The sequence below is a fragment of the uncultured Psychroserpens sp. genome (genome assembly GCF_947503375.1).
Classification (GTDB): domain Bacteria; phylum Bacteroidota; class Bacteroidia; order Flavobacteriales; family Flavobacteriaceae; genus Psychroserpens.
The window spans coordinates 131,319-149,267 of record NZ_CANNDQ010000001.1; the positions used below are offsets into that span (position 1 = coordinate 131,319).

Annotated in this window: 12 protein-coding genes; 4 read left to right on the plus strand and 8 right to left on the minus strand. The window is 34.1% G+C overall.

Annotation, left to right across the window (positions count from 1 at the left end):
* Positions 1–7 precede the first annotated feature (7 nt).
* From Q0876_RS00550 to Q0876_RS00575, 6 genes are all read right to left on the minus strand, one after another.
* A complete protein-coding gene (locus Q0876_RS00550; RefSeq protein ID WP_299223936.1) occupies positions 8–1,786 on the minus strand; it encodes a chloride channel protein in 1,779 nt (592 codons plus the stop codon).
* A 44-nt stretch (positions 1,787–1,830) separates the two neighbouring features.
* Positions 1,831–3,585: an aspartate--tRNA ligase gene (gene aspS / locus Q0876_RS00555; RefSeq protein ID WP_299222965.1), complete on the minus strand. Its 1,755-nt coding sequence runs from the start codon at positions 3,583–3,585 to the stop codon at positions 1,831–1,833.
* Between the two features lie 167 nt (positions 3,586–3,752).
* Complete coding sequence (locus Q0876_RS00560) at positions 3,753–7,286, minus strand: efflux RND transporter permease subunit (RefSeq protein ID WP_299222967.1); 3,534 nt, start codon at positions 7,284–7,286, stop codon at positions 3,753–3,755.
* The gene (locus Q0876_RS00565; RefSeq protein WP_299222969.1) at positions 7,279–8,463 is read right to left on the minus strand and encodes an efflux RND transporter periplasmic adaptor subunit; all 1,185 of its coding nucleotides are present in this window, start codon (positions 8,461–8,463) and stop codon (positions 7,279–7,281) included. The genes Q0876_RS00560 and Q0876_RS00565 overlap by 8 nt, the downstream gene beginning before the upstream one ends.
* 7 nt (positions 8,464–8,470) lie before the next feature.
* The gene (locus Q0876_RS00570; protein WP_299222971.1) at positions 8,471–9,817 is read right to left on the minus strand and encodes a TolC family protein; all 1,347 of its coding nucleotides are present in this window, start codon (positions 9,815–9,817) and stop codon (positions 8,471–8,473) included.
* Between the two features lie 3 nt (positions 9,818–9,820).
* Positions 9,821–10,423 (minus strand): TetR/AcrR family transcriptional regulator, encoded by a 603-nt coding sequence (locus Q0876_RS00575; protein WP_299222973.1) that lies wholly within the window; start codon positions 10,421–10,423, stop codon positions 9,821–9,823.
* Between the two features lie 127 nt (positions 10,424–10,550).
* Here Q0876_RS00575 and Q0876_RS00580 point away from each other — a divergent pair, with 127 nt between their 5' ends.
* Both Q0876_RS00580 and Q0876_RS00585 read left to right on the plus strand, forming a co-directional pair.
* The gene (locus Q0876_RS00580; RefSeq protein ID WP_299222975.1) at positions 10,551–11,525 is read left to right on the plus strand and encodes a polyprenyl synthetase family protein; all 975 of its coding nucleotides are present in this window, start codon (positions 10,551–10,553) and stop codon (positions 11,523–11,525) included.
* The gene (locus tag Q0876_RS00585; RefSeq protein WP_299222977.1) at positions 11,525–11,875 is read left to right on the plus strand and encodes a hypothetical protein; all 351 of its coding nucleotides are present in this window, start codon (positions 11,525–11,527) and stop codon (positions 11,873–11,875) included. Before Q0876_RS00580 ends, Q0876_RS00585 begins: the two co-directional genes overlap by 1 nt.
* On the opposite strand, the gene Q0876_RS00590 is transcribed toward Q0876_RS00585, so the two are convergent.
* Positions 11,872–12,402, minus strand: a complete 531-nt coding sequence (locus tag Q0876_RS00590) for an alpha-ketoglutarate decarboxylase (protein WP_299222980.1) — start codon at positions 12,400–12,402, stop codon at positions 11,872–11,874. The genes Q0876_RS00585 and Q0876_RS00590 overlap by 4 nt on opposite strands.
* A 115-nt stretch (positions 12,403–12,517) precedes the next feature.
* Between Q0876_RS00590 and Q0876_RS00595 the strand changes: the two genes are divergently transcribed.
* A complete protein-coding gene (locus tag Q0876_RS00595; protein WP_299222982.1) occupies positions 12,518–15,274 on the plus strand; it encodes a 2-oxoglutarate dehydrogenase E1 component in 2,757 nt (918 codons plus the stop codon).
* Between the two features lie 77 nt (positions 15,275–15,351).
* Positions 15,352–16,569, plus strand: coding sequence for a 2-oxoglutarate dehydrogenase complex dihydrolipoyllysine-residue succinyltransferase (gene odhB, locus Q0876_RS00600; protein ID WP_299222984.1), 1,218 nt, complete (start codon positions 15,352–15,354; stop codon positions 16,567–16,569).
* 710 nt (positions 16,570–17,279) lie between these two features.
* Here odhB and Q0876_RS00605 read toward each other — a convergent pair.
* Positions 17,280–17,915, minus strand: a complete 636-nt coding sequence (locus Q0876_RS00605) for a response regulator transcription factor (RefSeq protein WP_299222986.1) — start codon at positions 17,913–17,915, stop codon at positions 17,280–17,282.
* Between the last annotated feature and the right edge of the window lie 34 nt (positions 17,916–17,949).

The window sequence follows — 17,949 nt, forward strand, 5'->3', positions numbered from 1 at the left end:
CTCTAATCTATGTCGTAAAATTAATTAATTCGCGTCTGTAAGCTGTTAGTAATTTTGATTTTGAGACAAATCCATGATAGTTCCCATCTTTAATGACAGGAAGATTCCAAGCACCAGAATCTTGAAATTTTCGCATCACTTGTTTCATTGAATCACTTTCATAATTGATATAATCTGGAGGATTATTCATAAATGTCTCTACAGAAGTCGTTTCATATAATGATTGATCAAACATAACCGTTCTAATATCATCTAGTAAAATAATCCCTACCAAATATTTATTTTCATCAACAACTGGAAACAAATTTCGATTAGATTTCGCAACTCCTTGATGTAACATATCGCCAAGTGACATCTCTGGATTTAGAACAGTAAAATCATGCTCTATCACATTATCGAGTTTCATTAAGGTCAAAACTGATTGATCCTTATTATGCGTTAGCAGTGCGCCTTTTTCTGCGAGTTCTTTAGTATAAATGGTATGATCAACTGCATTCTTTGTGATAATGAATGACATTGAAACTGTAATCATCAAAGGCACAAATAGCTGGTAACCTCCTGTAATCTCTGCAATCAAAAAAATAGCAGTTAATGGTGCATGTAAAACACCAGCAATTAATCCAGCCATTCCAATGAGTGTAAAATTAGATTCTGAAACTTGAAACCCTAGACCAATATTATTGATGATCTTAGCAACTACATTACCTAAAGCACTTCCCATGACCATAGTAGGAATAATAATTCCGCCTGCTCCACCAGCCGCAAATGTTGTTGTCATAGCAACCGCTTTGAATATAGTGATACCAATTAGCAATGCAATAACTACCCAAATATTATCTAAATGATTATCAAAAGGGGTTTTTCCTAAAGCATGTAAATGATTTCCATCAAGTAAATCGTTTATAAAACCAAAACCTTCACCATAAAGCGGCGGAATAAAATAGAGCATTACACCAATCGCTAATCCGCCAACAATAAGTTTTTGCCCATTAGTCTTAAACCGTTCAAAAAACTTGTAAACTGCAAAATATATCTTAGAGAAATAAATTGAAGCAATCCCAGTTCCAATGCCTAAGATGATAAAAAACAATGTATCTCTCAATGCAAAGGTAGTCGTAACATTATAATTGAATAATACTCCACTTCCAAGAAAAAAATAAGAGGTTAATACAGAGGATACTGAAGCAATTAACAAAGGTAGTAATGATGCAAAAGTAAGGTCTAAACTAAAGACTTCAACAGCAAAGATAATTGCTGCAATTGGCGACTGAAAAATAGAAGCAATTGCTCCAGCAGCAGCGCAGCCTATTAATAAGGTTCTTGTCTTTCTGTCTACACGAAATAGTTGCCCAATATTTGAACTTACTGCAGAAGCAGATGCAATAGCTGGTCCTAATAACCCAACAGAGCCTCCAAAGCCAGCAGTTAATGGTGCTGTAATTAAAGGAAGGTATATTTTACTTTTTTTGAGTAGTCCATCTTTTTTTGATAATGAAAATAAAATACTGGGTATAGCATGCTCTACTTTTCTTTTCGACACATATTTAACAAACAAATAGACCAACCAAAGTCCAATCACAGGTAGGATAAAATAAATACTGTTTTGAGATACAATAATACTCTTTTCAAGCAACCATTCAATCCCGTAGGTAATATTCTTTATAGTTACTGAGACTAATCCAGACAATAATCCAATAAGTATCGCTAATAAAAACACAAAGTTTTTTTGCGAAATATATTTATACCGCAAAATGAGTAAGTGCTTTATTAGGTTTTGGATTGGCATAGATAAATCTACTAAAAAATCCTGCAAGAAGCAGGATTTAAGTTTTATGATTGTATGTTAAGTTTCAAACTCAACTCTTTAAGTTGTTCATCATCTATTGGTGCTGGTGCATCTATCATCACATCTCGCCCATTATTGTTTTTTGGAAAAGCAATAAAATCACGAATTGTTTCTTGTCCACCAAGTATGGCCACAAGTCGATCTAATCCAAATGCTAATCCACCATGTGGTGGTGCACCATATTGAAATGCATCCATTAAAAACCCAAATTGTGCTTTAGCCTCTTCTGGTGTAAACCCTAAATAATCAAACATTAAGGCTTGTGTTTCTTTATCATGGATACGAATAGAACCACCTCCAATTTCGTTCCCATTTAACACTAAATCGTAGGCATTGGCTTTAACAGCTCCTGGATTGGTTTTTAGCAACTCTATCTGCCCTGGTTTTGGTGATGTAAACGGATGGTGCATGGCATGATACCGTTCTGTTTCTTCATCCCATTCTAGCAATGGAAAATCCATAACCCAAAGTGGTGCAAATTCGTTAGGTTTACGTAAGCCTAAGCGTTCTGCGAGTTTCATACGTAATGCGCTTAACTGTGCTCTTACTTTATTTGTGTTTCCAGAAAGCACACAGATAAGATCTCCTGCTTTTGCTCCTGTAACTTCAGCCCATTTTGCTAAATCATCTTGATCATAGAATTTATCTACTGAAGATTTAAAGCTTCCATCATCATTACACCTACAATACACCATTCCTAAAGCACCTACTTGAGGGCGCTTTACCCAATCAATCAATTTATCAATCTCTTTTCTTGTGTAAGTATTTCCATCAGGAACGGCGATACCAACTACCAATTCAGCAGAATTAAATACATTGAAATCTTTGTGTTGGGCAACGGCATTCAATTCTCCAAACGTCATCCCAAAACGAATATCTGGCTTATCATTTCCGTAGAGACGCATCGCATCATCATATAGCATTCTAGGGAATTTGTCAATTTCAACTCCGTTTACTTCTTTTAATAAATGACGAGTTAAACCTTCAAAAGCATTCAATATATCTTCTTGCTCAATAAATGCCATTTCACAGTCAATTTGTGTGAATTCAGGTTGTCTATCGGCTCTCAAATCTTCATCTCTAAAACATTTTACAATTTGAAAATATTTATCCATTCCTCCAACCATCAATAATTGTTTGAACGTTTGAGGTGATTGTGGTAATGCATAGAACTGACCTTCATTCATACGAGAAGGCACAACAAAATCACGTGCGCCTTCAGGCGTTGATTTAATTAAATAAGGTGTTTCAACTTCTATGAAGCCTTCATTAGACAAATAATTTCTAACTTCTTGAGTTACTTTATGCCTAAAGATTAAACTGTTTTTTACAGGATTACGACGAATATCTAAGTAACGGTATTTCATACGTAACTCTTCGCCGCCATCAGTATCATCTTCAATTGTAAATGGAGGTAATTCTGCCTCATTTAAAATGGTTAATTCAGAAACTAATATTTCTATATCTCCAGTAGGCATATTAGGATTTTTAGAAGCACGTTCAATAACGTTTCCTTTCGCTTGAATTACAAACTCACGACCTAACCCTTGAGCTTGCTTCATCATTGCTTTTGAGGTGCGCTCTTCATCAAAAACCAATTGTGTAATTCCGTATCGATCTCTTAAATCTACCCAAACAATAAATCCTTTATCTCTAGATTTTTGAACCCAACCTGCGAGTATGACCTCTGTATTAATATGTGATGCTCTTAATTCACCACAATTATGACTTCTGTACATAGTAAAAAATTGAACTGCAAATTTAATGAAGTTAATGGACTATAAAAATGAAAAAGCCATAACATTTGTTATGACTTTTCCTGCTATTAATCAACCCTTTATTATCAATAAAAGGTTCTTGTACACTGATTCAACATCAAGTGTATTATAGAAGCCGCTCTAAATGACTAATTCCCATCTAGTGCTTGCTCAAGAGCTGCTTCTGTTTTTCTAAACTTTATTCTAATCCACATTTTTAATCGCATTGCCAAGTAAAATAAAACTGGTACTACAATTAAAGTTAAGAACGTAGCAATAAATAATCCATAGATCACTGTCCAAGCCAATGGTCCCCAAAAAATTACATTATCTCCACCAAAATAGATATTTGGATCAAATTCGCTTGCTAAGGTGTAGAAGTTGATGTTTAATCCTATTGCTAATGGAATCAATCCTAAAATTGTTGTAATCGCAGTTAAGATTACCGGACGTAAACGTGCTTTACCTGCCTTGATAATTTGCTCTAATAATTGTTCTTTTGGTAAATACTCATCACTATCTAAATCTAATTCATTCTTTTTTCTATCAATTAATAGTTGTGCATAATCGAGTAATACCACGCCATTATTAACCACAATACCTGCAAGCGCAATAATTCCCATCATGGTCATTAAGATCACAAAAGATGCTCCAGTAATTACAATTCCTCCAAAAACACCTATCAAACTTAAAAAGATAGCTATCATAATGATTGTTGGTTTTGAAATTGAATTAAATTGGAAGATTAAAATTAAGAAAATCAATCCAAGACCTGTGAAAAATGCTCCCATCAAAAACGCCATTTCTTTTTCCTGTTCTTCAATCTGACCTGTATAATCAATTTTTACATCAGGAGGTAATTTATCATAGTTTTTCATTTCATTTTTGATCTGATTAACTACCGCACCTGCATCAACATAACCAGGAGCTAACGCAGAATAAACTGTAACAACACGCTTAGCATCTTTATGTTTAATAGCACTAAATCCTGAATTATTTTTTTGTTTTGCTACTGTTGAGACAGGCACCTCTTTTATTTGTCCAGAAGCCATGTCTCTAAAGATAATTTTCTGATTAAAAAGGGCACTCTTATTATATCTAAGGTCTTCATTAAAACGAACGTAGATATCATAATCGTCGCCATCTTCCTTATAAATTCCTGCTTTTGCACCAAACAATGAATTACGTAGTTGTTGGCCAACTTGACCAGTGCTGACGCCTAGCTCACCAGCTTTTTCACGGTCTACTAGCACTTGCATTGCTGGCTTATCTTTATTTACATCAATTTTTAACTCATCAATAGCTGGAATATTTTTCGAATTAATAAACTGACGCATCTCTTCAGCAACCTGAATTAACTCATTGTAGTCATTTCCTTCAATTTCAATATTCACTGGTGGTCCTGCAGGTGGACCATTCAAATCTTTTTCAACAGAAATGAGAACACCAGGATAAATCCCTGTTAAGGCTTCCTGAACTTTCTGACGTAATTCTTCACTGTCTTTCCCATTCCTGTATTTGTATTCTCGCATTGAAGCCGTAATCTTTCCTTTATGTGGCATTTCAGCGGCTGAGCCACCATCGGTTTGAGGGTTCCCTGCACCTTCTCCCACTTGAGATACAGCACTTTCAATTAAGAAATTTTCATCATCTTTAATATATTCAGAATCATTTATAATACTATAAACTTTCTTTTCTATTTCTTTGGTGATTATATTGGTCTTCTCTATATCTGTTCCTTCAGGATACTCGATATAAACAATAATCTGATTTGGCTTATTGTCTGGAAAAAACTCAATTTTTGTTCTTTGTGCATTGCAAGAAATAACGAAAGCAGCAATTGAACCAATAAATAGAAAAAATGCTCCAAAGCTAATTCCGAAAGGACGATAACCTTTGAGTGCCCCTTTGAGTGTACGCTCATAAAAATTTTCAAGTCGTACTAATGTTTTATTCTGAAAACGATTGGCTGCTTTTCTGAGAATAAGTCGGTAAATCCAAAGCATAATTGCTGTAAATACCATTATGGTTCCAATGGCTCTAAATTCACCTCCAACTAAAAGGATCACCAATCCAATTCCTCCAACAATGGCTGATATTGTAATGATTCTCTTTAGAGGCATGTCTTTGTCTTCAGTGGTCATAAATTGCGATACTAAAACCGAATTGAAGAAAATAGCAACTATTAGTGAAGATCCTAGAACAACAGATAATGTTATAGGAAAGTATATCATAAACTGTCCCATGAGGCCAGGCCATAATCCTAAAGGAATAAATGCTGCAACAGTAGTAGCTGTGGATATAATGATTGGAAATGCGATTTCGCCAATCCCTTTTTTAGCTGCTTCTAAACGTGATAATCCTTCTTCTTCCATTAAACGATAGACGTTTTCCACAACCACAATACCATTATCTACCAACATTCCGAGTCCCATAATGAGTCCAAATAGAATCATAGTATTCATGGTATAACCCAAAGCGCTCAGTATCATTAATGACATAAACATAGACATTGGGATTGCAAAACCAACAAAGAGTGCATTTTTGAATCCAAGAAAGAACATCAAAACTGTTACGACAAGTATAATCCCGAAAATGATATTATTCACTAGATCGTCAACTTGACCAATTGTTTTTGAAGATTGATCGTTGGTAATCGTTATTTTTAAGTTAGATGGAAATACATTCGCTCTAGCATTTGAAACAATAGTTTCAATTTTTTCAGCAGCTGCTACCATGTTTTTTCCTGAGCGTTTTTTAACGTCAAGCATTACAACCGTTTCTCCAGTCTCTAGTTCTTGATTGAACTCACGAGCATAAGTGGTTTTGTCTTTAGGTCTAAAGCTGATTGTAGCTATATCTTTCAAGTAGATTGGATTGCTTTTTTCTGACTTTACCACGAAATTTTCAAGCTCTTTTGGATCATCTATCTCACCAATAATACGTATGGTACGACGTTGGCCACTAGTAATAAAATTACCGGCAGACATGGTCATGTTTCCATTACTAATGGCTCCTATGACATCTTGAAAATTAACCTTAGAAGCCATCATTCTATATACATCAACCGCTACTTCTACTTCTTTTTCTTGAGCACCACGAATATCAACTTGTTTGATCTCATCAAGGTCTTCTATTTCATCTTCTAGGTATTCTCCAAACTCTTTTAATTTCTCTACCGTATAATTTCCTGAAATATTAATATTTAAGATTGGCATTTCCTCAGACATACTCAACTCAAAAACATTAGGTTCTACTTTAGCATCGTTAAATGTTGGCCAATCTTCACCTGAAGTTTCAGCGTCAATTTCATCTTTAACCTTCTGCTTAGCTGCATCAACAGTAATACCTTCGTCAAACTCAACAATTACCATCGAATAATCCTCTTGCGAAGTAGAGGTGATTTCAACAACATTACTTACGTTTTTTAGCCGATCTTCAAGAGGATCTGTGATAAGTTTTTCAATATCTTCAGCTGTATTTCCAGGGAAAAGTGAACTGATATATATTTTGGTTTCTCTAATTTCTGGGAAGTTTTCACGAGGCATACTAAAATATGCTGAAGCGCCTAAGAATAAAATCAGAGCAATTGCAACATACATTGTTGTTTTATTATTAATTGCCCAAGAGGATAATCCAAACTCTTTATCTACGTTCTTTTTAAACTTTTTGTTTTTAGCCATTAGTGACACCTTTTTTGGAAATTATTTTTACAGTTTGTCCGTCTTTGACACTTCGTGCGCCTTCTTGAATGATCTCTGCATTATTATCAAGACCACTTAAAACTTCAATTACATCGCCTTGTGTTTTACCTGTTTCAATAATAACTTGCTTTGCTTTGGCTTTATCTGCTTCTTTATTTTCAACAACGTAAATGAACTGTTCTCCTTCAGCATTTTCAGAGATAATACTCTGAGGGATTAGAATGGCATCTGTATTGGTGTAATCGTTAATTTTAAGTCGAGCTGTTAGGTTTGGCTTTATTGTTTTATCGTTATTTGGAACAGCAACCTCTACTTTAAACGTTCTGTTTGCTGGGTTGATAAAATTACCTGTTTGTCGTACTTTAGCATCGAGCTTTTTTCCAAGTACAGGAAACTCTACCTCAACATCTTTACCATTACTAATGCTAGTGATATAGCTTTCTGGCACATCTGTTTCAATGTACATGTCATTAAGGTTTACAAGACGCATCAATTGAGTTTGTCCAGCAGCAACAACATTTCCTTGTTCAGTGATTACATCATCAATGACACCAGAAAAAGGAGCTCTTACGCTAGTTTTAGCTAGCATCTGATCAATTTGATTTATATTTTTTTGAAGCGCTTCGTACTGTGACTTCGTTTGTAGGTATTGTATTTCACTACCAATATTTTGTTCCCAAAGTCGCTTTTGACGTTCGTAGGTTGTTTTGGCTAAATCAGTTTGAACCTGAAGCTGTGCCTTTTGTTGCCCTAGTCCATTATCATCAATAGATGCAAGAATTTGACCTCTAGTAACCTTTTGACCTTCTTTAACGTAGACCTTATGTAATATACCACCCATTTCTGGTGTGATTACTAAATTTTGTTTGGTATCAACACTTCCTTGGAGTTCTAAATAGTGTTTAAACTCTTCTGCTTTAGCTATAAATGTTGTTATTAAAGGCACATTTCGATCTGGACTTAACGTGCCTAGCTTATTATCTAATTGCTTTATTTTATTGGCAATCTCTTGTTGTTGGGTAACCAATTCATCTTTTTTAGATTGAATTTGTTTAACGTCTTCTGTTGCAATAATATCCTCTATGCTTTTTGCATTATCATTTCCACAGGAAACAAAAAGTAAAGTGATTAGTATTAAGGTGATATTGTGTTTCATAACTAATTTATAATGTGTTTGGTCTGTTTAAAATCGTTTCTAATTTGGCTTTGTTAGTAATCACATTTAACATTGCTTGTAGGTATTCTTGTTGCGCATTATACAATTGTGATTGCGCTTGTCTAAGCTCGAAGCTCGAAGCTATACCTTCGAAAAACTTTGTTTCATTCTTAGCTTCAATACGTTCGGCTAGTTTTAAGTTCTCTTTTTTAATTTGGTAATCTTCGATTGAAAATTGATAGTTACTTTTTGCTGTAGCAATTTCAAGCTTTAGCATTTGTTCAAGCTCAGATAGGTTTTCTTCTGCGATTTCTAAATTGATCTTTGCGCGTTGTGTTTTTGATGCTCTTCCTAGAGAACTAAATATTGGAATATTCAAGTTTAATCCAAAAGATGAGAAACCAGCCCAATTTTGATCAGAATCTAAAAACGAAAACTCATTGCTAAACCCTAAATAACCACCATTTATGAATCCCGTTAAACGAGGTAAAGCCTTGCTTTTTTCTAACTTAACCAATAACTCTTTAGAGGTTTTATCATTTTCAGCAATAAGAAAATCAATATTAGATTTTACATCTTCTTCAGCACTTAATAGCGCTAAAGAAATATTAGAGGTTGTTAAGTCTTCTAAAGCATCTGTTAAGATAACGTTTTGGTTGATATCTATTCCTAAACTCAGGTTTAACATTTGGTAAGCAATTACCTTGAGTCTTGTTGCATTTTTAAGTAAACTTTCAATTCCCGAGAGTGTTATTTGCAGTTGCTCTACACTTTCTTCTTCGGTTAGTCCATTTTCAAAGATTTTAGTAGTTTCATCTAAATTCTTTTGCAGCACAGTTTTATTTCTTTCTAAAATAGCTTCGCTTTCTATTGCCAACAAAACATTTCCGTAGGCATTGATCACGTTTTGTCTTACTTCTAGATCTGTCTTTTCTTTAGCATATTTTGAAATTTCTAAAAACACTTTTACAGATTGCAACCCAACTAAGTATGAGCCATCAAAGATGAGTTGATTCAATGTTGCTGTAGCTGAAACATTTTGCTCTGTTCCAAATATGACCTCTTCAAAATCTCCAGGGTCTCCTCCAAAAAATTCAGCCGGAACAACAGAAACTTGTTGTTTTAAAAAATTTTGATAATTGACATTGGCATCAATTTGTGGTAATCCAGTAGCTATGGTTTCCCATTTTTGCTCTTCAGCAGCTTCTATGTTTCGCTGCGCGTTCTTTACTTGTCTATTATTTTGTAACGCATAATCAATAGCTTCTTGCAGTGAAAATTGCATTGTATTTTCTTGTGCAACACCGTAAGAAGTAATGATCAAACTTAAAATTAATATGAGTGATTTTCTCATAGTTTATGATTGATTTTTTATGAATTTGTTTAATATTTTCAAGCCTTTGTCTGTAACAATTGCTCTAAGGTGGTATTCCAAATAACTTTCCATCAAGTACTCCATTGTAAAATGCTGTTTCGGAAATATGCTGTGATCTTTAATCCCTGTCATTCCGTTGAAGTACATTCTTGAAATGAAATCAACATCAATATTTGGTCTAAATAGTTCTGTATCTACTCCTTTTTGTAAGCTTTCTTTAACAGACTCGTACATCTTTTCAAATTGCTTTAATCGAAGTACATCATAAATCTGTGGATAGTACTTTTTTAATTGATATTGTGGTGATGTTTTTTCATTCTTAAGATGATGCATCACAAACATTTTTATATCATACAGTTCTTCTATTGGATTATTTGATGCTTCGCAAATAGAATCAATACCATCACAGATACTCTCAAAAAGATTAAATGTAACCGCTTCAACTAATTTAGTTTTATTAGGAAAGTGCACATATATGGTCTTCTTAGATATTCCCATCTCACTGGCAATATCATCCATCGTAACACTCTTGAAACCTAGATTTAAAAAGAGTTCGGCCGATTTGTATATAATTTTTTCTCTCATAATCAGAACGCAAATTTACAATAGGAAACTTTAAAAACAAAAATAGTTTCCTAAGTTTTAATGTTTTTTTAACATTCGCCTCAACAGAATTTATAGATTTTCTATGCTTTTGCATTATTTTTGTGCAATGCAAAAAATCAAATCATATAACGACATCTTCTTAAAACACCTTGAGAATTTTGTCGAACCTAAAGCACCAGCTACACTTTACGATCCAATACATTATATAATTCAACTTGGCGGAAAACGTTTACGACCAATCCTTACCCTAATGACAGCTGAAATATTTGGATGCCATTATAATAAAGCTTTAAACGCTGCTTTGAGTGTGGAGGTGTTCCATAATTTTTCTTTAGTACATGATGATATTATGGATGACGCACCTTTGCGTAGAGGCAAAGCTACCGTTCATGAAAAATGGGATGTAAATACAGGTATACTTTCTGGAGATGCAATGCTAATAATGGCTTATCAACTATTTGAGAACTACGACCCTAAAACGTTTCAAAGTTTGGCAAAACTATTCAGCAAAACAGCTTTAGAAGTTTGTGAAGGGCAACAGTATGATGTAGATTTTGAAACTCGTGACGATGTCACTATTCCTGAATATTTAAAAATGATAGAATACAAAACTGCAGTCTTGGTTGGAGCTGCAATGAAAATGGGAGCTATCGTAGCCAATGCTTCAGTTGAATGTCAAGATTCTATTTACGACTTCGGTAAGAATTTAGGAATTGCCTTCCAACTCCAAGATGATTATTTAGATGCTTTCGGCGATCCAAAAACATTTGGAAAACAAGTTGGCGGTGACATTATAGAAAACAAAAAAACCTATTTGTATATAAAAGCACTTGAGTTTTCAAATGAAGAAGATCGGCTTCAACTAGAACACCTATATGGTGTTAATCCGTCTGATCCAAGTGAAAAAATACAAACGATAAAACAATTATTTGTATCTACTGGATCAGCTGAAGCCACTAAAACTGAAATTAAAAAATATACAGAAAAAGCATTCTCACTTTTAGAAACAATTAAAATTTCTAACGATAATAAGAAAACGCTCAAAACTTTTGGTACTGACCTTATGAATAGAAATGTATAATGCAACTGCCAACTACCTTTGAACATTTAATAGCCAAAGCTGAAGACCTAGACCTCTATAAGAAACTTATTCAGCAGGTTAATAAAGATTTTTTATTAGCCAATATCAGCCTTGATTTTGAGGAAGATATTCTTCCCTCAAGTTTGAAATACATTTTACATGAAGTGATCTATAAATTGATTCAAGAAAAATTTACAGAATACCTCAACTTACTCTATATTGTAGATATATCTGAAAATAAGATCAAACAGTTAGATGGTAGTGACATGTTGAAGCTTTCTGAACAAGTAACATTTTTGATTTTGCAACGCGAATGGCAAAAAATTTGGTATCGTCAAACCTATTCTTAAAAAAAGACTCTTACAAAAGGAATCCACGGATCAGCATAAATACTTTTATTTCTGTTATATAAAACGTCATATCGTATACCAAAAGTTACGTTTCCATTTCCGTAACCTAAACCCACAAAAAGCGCTGGATACCAATAATTATCATCTTCAAAAGCAGCATCATCAAACTTTCGATTTACATTTAATTGCTCAAATTCTGCCGACAACTGTAATTCAGGGATAGGATTGAACAAACCAATTGTACTTGCTCCAATGATTGTCGATCTAAAAAAATCATCTTGTTTATTATAAGTTCCGTTAAGCCCAACACCAACAGCAAATTTGGAGTTGAATTCATAAATTGCACTAGGTGCTATAGTACCACTAAAAAACCCATCACCAAAACTCAGACCCAAAGCACCACCATATCGTACATGATCCCAGAAATTGTTAGCACTATTATCTACTTGAGAAAAAACCGAAGTATAACTTGTAAAAATGATACTAACCAAATAGATTTTAGCTTTAAAAAGATTTGAAAAATTCATAATCTAAAATTTGAGTTAAATAACACCTATAAATATATCAAAATCATACCTATTTTTAGTAATTGTTGTATTTTTGCTTAAATTTTGTTGAAGCGAAAACGACTTACACCAAATAATGGATAAATATTCCTTTTTAAACGCAGCACATACGGCATACTTTGCTGATTTATACGAACAATACCAAAAAAATCCTGATTCAATTGAACCAAGCTGGAGAGCCTTTTTCCAAGGTTACGATTTTGGAAGTGAAAGTTATGGAATGGATGGTGAAATTGCTGAAGGTGTCACTACTCAAATTCCTGAGCATGTTCAAAAAGAATTTCAAGTAGTTAAACTTATTGATGGATATAGAAACAGAGGCCATTTATTTACAAAAACCAATCCTGTTCGCGAGCGCAGAAAGTATGCGCCTACATTAGAGATCGAGAACTTTGGATTATCAGAAAACGATTTAGATACGGTATTTTCTGCTGGTGATATTTTAGGTATAGGAAAAACAACGCTGCGACAAATAGTAGACCATCTCGAAAAGATATATTGCGACTCGATTGGTGTCGAGTATATGTACATAAGGAAGCCTGAGGAGATTGAGTGGATTCAAAACAAACTTAATATCAACGATAATCAACCACAATTCTCAACTGAACAAAAAAAGCACATTCTCAAAAAATTGAATGAAGCTGTATCGTTCGAAAGTTTCTTACACACCAAATATGTTGGTCAAAAACGTTTTTCTCTAGAAGGCAACGAATCTCTAATCCCAGCTTTAGATTCTCTTATTGAAAATGCATCTGAGCATGGTGTAAAGGAGTTTGTCATGGGAATGGCGCATCGTGGTCGACTGAGTACATTAACAAATATCTTTGGTAAATCGGCTAAAGACATCTTTAGTGAGTTTGATGGTAAAGACTATGAACAAAAGGTATTTGATGGTGATGTGAAATACCATTTAGGTTGGACAAGCAATCGTGTTACAGATGGCGGTAAAAAGATAAACCTTAACATTGCTCCTAATCCTTCACACTTAGAAACTGTTGGTGCAGTAGTTGAAGGTATTGCAAGAGCTAAACAAGATGATAAATACCACGAAAACCCTTCTCAAGTATTACCAATAATTGTACATGGTGATGCAGCAATTGCTGGTCAAGGTTTAGTTTATGAGATCATCCAAATGGCTCAACTTGACGGCTATAAAACCAATGGGACGATACACATTGTGGTAAACAACCAAATAGGGTTTACAACCAATTATTTAGATGGTCGCTCAAGTACTTATTGTACAGATGTTGGAAAAGTTACCTTATCTCCTGTTCTGCACGTTAATGCAGATGATGCTGAAGCAGTAGTTCATGCAATGCTATTTGCACTTCATTTCAGGATGAAGTTTAAACGTGACGTTTTTATTGATTTATTAGGTTACAGAAAATATGGGCATAATGAAGGTGATGAACCTCGTTTTACACAGCCTAAATTATATAAAGCTATTTCTAAGCATAAAAACCCAAGAGATATTTATGCAGAGAAATTAATTGCTGAAGGGGTTATAGATAATGATTATGTTGCTCAATTAGAAAAACAATATAAAGATAAACTTGAGGTTAAATTAGAAGATTCTAGAAAAATAGATAAGACAGTCATCACACCTTTTATGCAAGACGAATGGATAGACTTTCAAACAGTTGTAGAAGATAAAATGATGCAACCAATTGATACTACATATTCTAAAGAAGGGCTCGCTAAAATCACGAAAGTGATCTCTAATTTACCTGAAGACAAAAAATTCATCCGTAAAATAGAACGTTTAGTACAATCACGTCAAACCATGTTTGACGAAAACAAATTAGATTGGGCTATGGCAGAACATCTAGCTTATGGAACACTTCTAGAAGAAGGTTATGATGTACGTATTTCTGGACAAGATGTTGAACGTGGTACATTCTCACATCGCCATGCAGTCATAAAGGTAGAAGACAGTGAAGAAGAAATTTTATTACTTAATCAAATTAGTGATCATCAAGGAAAATTCTATATCTATAATTCGCTACTTTCAGAATATGGTGTTGTTGGTTTTGATTATGGATATGCCATGGCCAGCCCTAAAACCTTAACCATTTGGGAAGCACAGTTTGGAGACTTTAGCAATGGCGCTCAGATCATGTTAGATCAATACATTTCAGCTGCTGAAGACAAATGGAAACTTCAAAACGGACTCGTGATGCTCTTACCACATGGGTACGAAGGCCAGGGAGCAGAGCACTCCTCTGGGCGCATGGAACGTTATTTACAACTCTGTGCCAAAGACAATATGTATGTAATGGATTGTACAACGCCAGCTAACATGTACCATTTGCTTCGTAAACAAATGAAGGCAGAATTTAGAAAACCATTAATCGTCTTCACTCCAAAAAGTTTATTGCGCCATCCTTTAGTTGTTTCATCGGTAGATGAATTTGCCAATGGAAGCTTTCAAATGCTCATTGACGATCATTCAGCAAAAGCAGATAAAATAAAAACGTTAGTATTCGTTACAGGTAAATTTTACTACGATTTATTAGAGCAAAGAGAAAATCTAAAGAGAGATGATGTTGCTCTAGTAAGAATTGAACAACTTTTTCCGTTACCAGAAAAACAAATTAAAGAAGCTCTAAAAAAATATAAAAATGCAGACGATATTGTCTGGGCTCAAGAAGAGCCCAGAAATATGGGAGCTTACAGTCATATGCTAATGCATTTAGATGAGGCTAAAAACTTTAGAGCAGCAACTCGAAGACCTTATGGTGCACCAGCAGCTGGTAGTAGTGTGCGTTCCAAAAAACGTCATCAAGAAGTCATTGATTTTGTATTTGACAAAACTAAAAACAACCAACGATAAATGAATTAAACTTCTTTACTAAAAGAAACACCGAATAAATAAACTGATACAAACGCTTAAAATAAAATTATAGAACGATGATTTTAGAAATGAAAGTTCCCTCTCCAGGAGAATCAATCACAGAAGTAGAAATTGCAGAATGGTTAGTTTCTGATGGAGATTATGTTGAAAAAGATCAAGCTATAGCTGAGGTGGATAGCGATAAAGCAACCTTAGAATTGCCTGCTGAGGCCAGTGGAACAATTACACTTAAAGCAGAAGAAGGTGATGCTGTTGAAGTAGGAGCTGTGGTATGTTTAATCGATACAAGCGCTACTAAACCCGAAGGTGATACTCCAGCTACGGCTAAAGAAGAGAAAAAAGAGGAAGCACCTAAGCAAGAAGAGGCTAAATCAGTTATTTCAGAAACCAAAACCTATGCTACTGGTACTGCGAGTCCAGCAGCTAAAAAAGTTTTAGCAGAAAAAGGAATAGAAACTTCGTCTGTCTCTGGCACAGGGAAAGACGGTCGTATAACTAAAGAGGATGCGATCAATGCTGTCCCTTCAATGGGAACGCCTACAGGAGGTAATAGAGGAACATCTCGTAGTAAAATGTCTATGCTTCGAAGAAAAGTTGCTGAACGATTAGTAGAAGCAAAAAACACTACAGCGATGTTAACTACATTTAATGAAGTTGATATGTCTCCTATTTTTGAATTACGTAAACAATATAAAGAAGACTTCAAAGCAAAACATGGTGTAAGCCTTGGGTTCATGAGTTTCTTTACATTAGCTGTAGTTCGTGCACTTAAGCTTTATCCTGCTGTAAACTCAATGATCGACGGAAAAGAAATGATTTCTTATGATTTTTGTGATATCAGTATTGCGGTTTCAGGCCCTAAAGGGTTAATGGTTCCAGTCATAAGAAATGCAGAAAATTTAAGTTTTAGAGGTGTTGAAGCTGAAGTTAAACGTTTAGCAATTCGTGCTCGTGATGGGCAAATTACTGTTGACGAAATGACAGGTGGTACATTTACCATCTCAAATGGTGGTGTGTTTGGTAGTATGTTATCTACTCCAATTATCAACCCTCCGCAAAGTGGTATCTTAGGAATGCATAATATTGTTGAGCGTCCAGTAGCCATTGACGGAAAAGTAGAAATAAGGCCTATTATGTTCGTGGCATTGTCTTACGATCATAGAATTATTGATGGTAAAGAAAGTGTTGGATTCTTAGTAGCTGTTAAAGAGGCTCTAGAAAACCCAACTGAGTTGTTAATGAACAATGATGTAAAAAAAGCACTTGAAATGTAATTGTTACATACTCACTCCATTTTGAAAATACAAAAAAGCGCAATTCATAAATATGGATTGCGCTTTTTCTTCCTAATAAAAATAACTAACTAATAACTAAAAAAAATTAACTATAATATTTATTGCTATAATCAAAATGGCGCTAACAATTAAGCCACTTATAAATACTTTATTTGTTAGGCTAGCTTTGTTTTTCATTGTTTCCATTTTTATAAGTTTTTGATTGCTTTTTATCTTTTAATAAAGCTCTGGAACATTACGTTCCAGAACTTTAACCCTAATAATTAATCACGTGATTAATTAAAGTGCTACATATATCTCCCTTAAATAATATAGCATGCAGTAAAATTCGTGTATTTAACGATGCAACACAATACGTAGAACTACGTATATGGCTTATTTTAACATGTAATGTATTGAAAACTAATGTTTTGAGAAATGTTAAAATTTATAATTAATAAAAAAAGCTCTAAATCATAACAATTCAGAGCTTTAGTCCTTTACTTCAAAAGGAAATTGATTAATAGCAATACAAATCTCGGTAATAAATGAAAGCGATACAATACGTAGTTCTACGTATATTTTCATTATTTTAATAAAAAAAGCTCTAGATCAATGACAATCTAGAGCTTTGTAAAAAATAATTCTCCCTAAAGAATTAATAGCAATACAAATATCTGCATTAAATACTAGGAAGTCAATACGTAGTTCTACGTATATTTTGATAAAAATTCTTCATGCTCTTTTGCATATAGAATAATGCTATTGGCCTTAGACTCTAAATTCAGCTTAGAGCGTATATGACTCTTGTGTTTCTCCACCGTACGATCCGAACAACTCAAAATAACACTAATTTCTTTAGCAGTTTTATTTTGAGCTGTTAGCTGTAAGACTTTCATTTCAGTATCTGTAAGCATTTCCAATTCGTGTGGTATTTGCTTTATTTCGAGATACTCAATAAGCTCTGGACTAAAGTATGAGCGTTCTTCTAATACATTTGCAATACAATTTTCAACCTCTTCAATTGCAAATTCCTTTAAGATATAACCGTAAATACCCAATGATTTTGCTTCATTGTAAATAGTTTCACTCTTCTCAAAAGTGATAATGATGATTTTCGTTGATAAGCCAGATTCTTTACATTTTTTTGCTACTTGCAACCCTGTTAAATAAGGCATCTGTATATCCAAAATAGCGATATCAGGTTTATGAGCATTTATAAGTGTAAATGCTTCTTTTCCATTTTTTGCACTGGCAATAACATTAAATTGTTTTTCTATGAGAAAATCTTTAAGCCCTTTGAGTATAAGAGGGTGATCATCAGCTATAAGTATAGATGTAGGCATTTGCTATTAATGTGAGGGATTCAATTATAAAGAT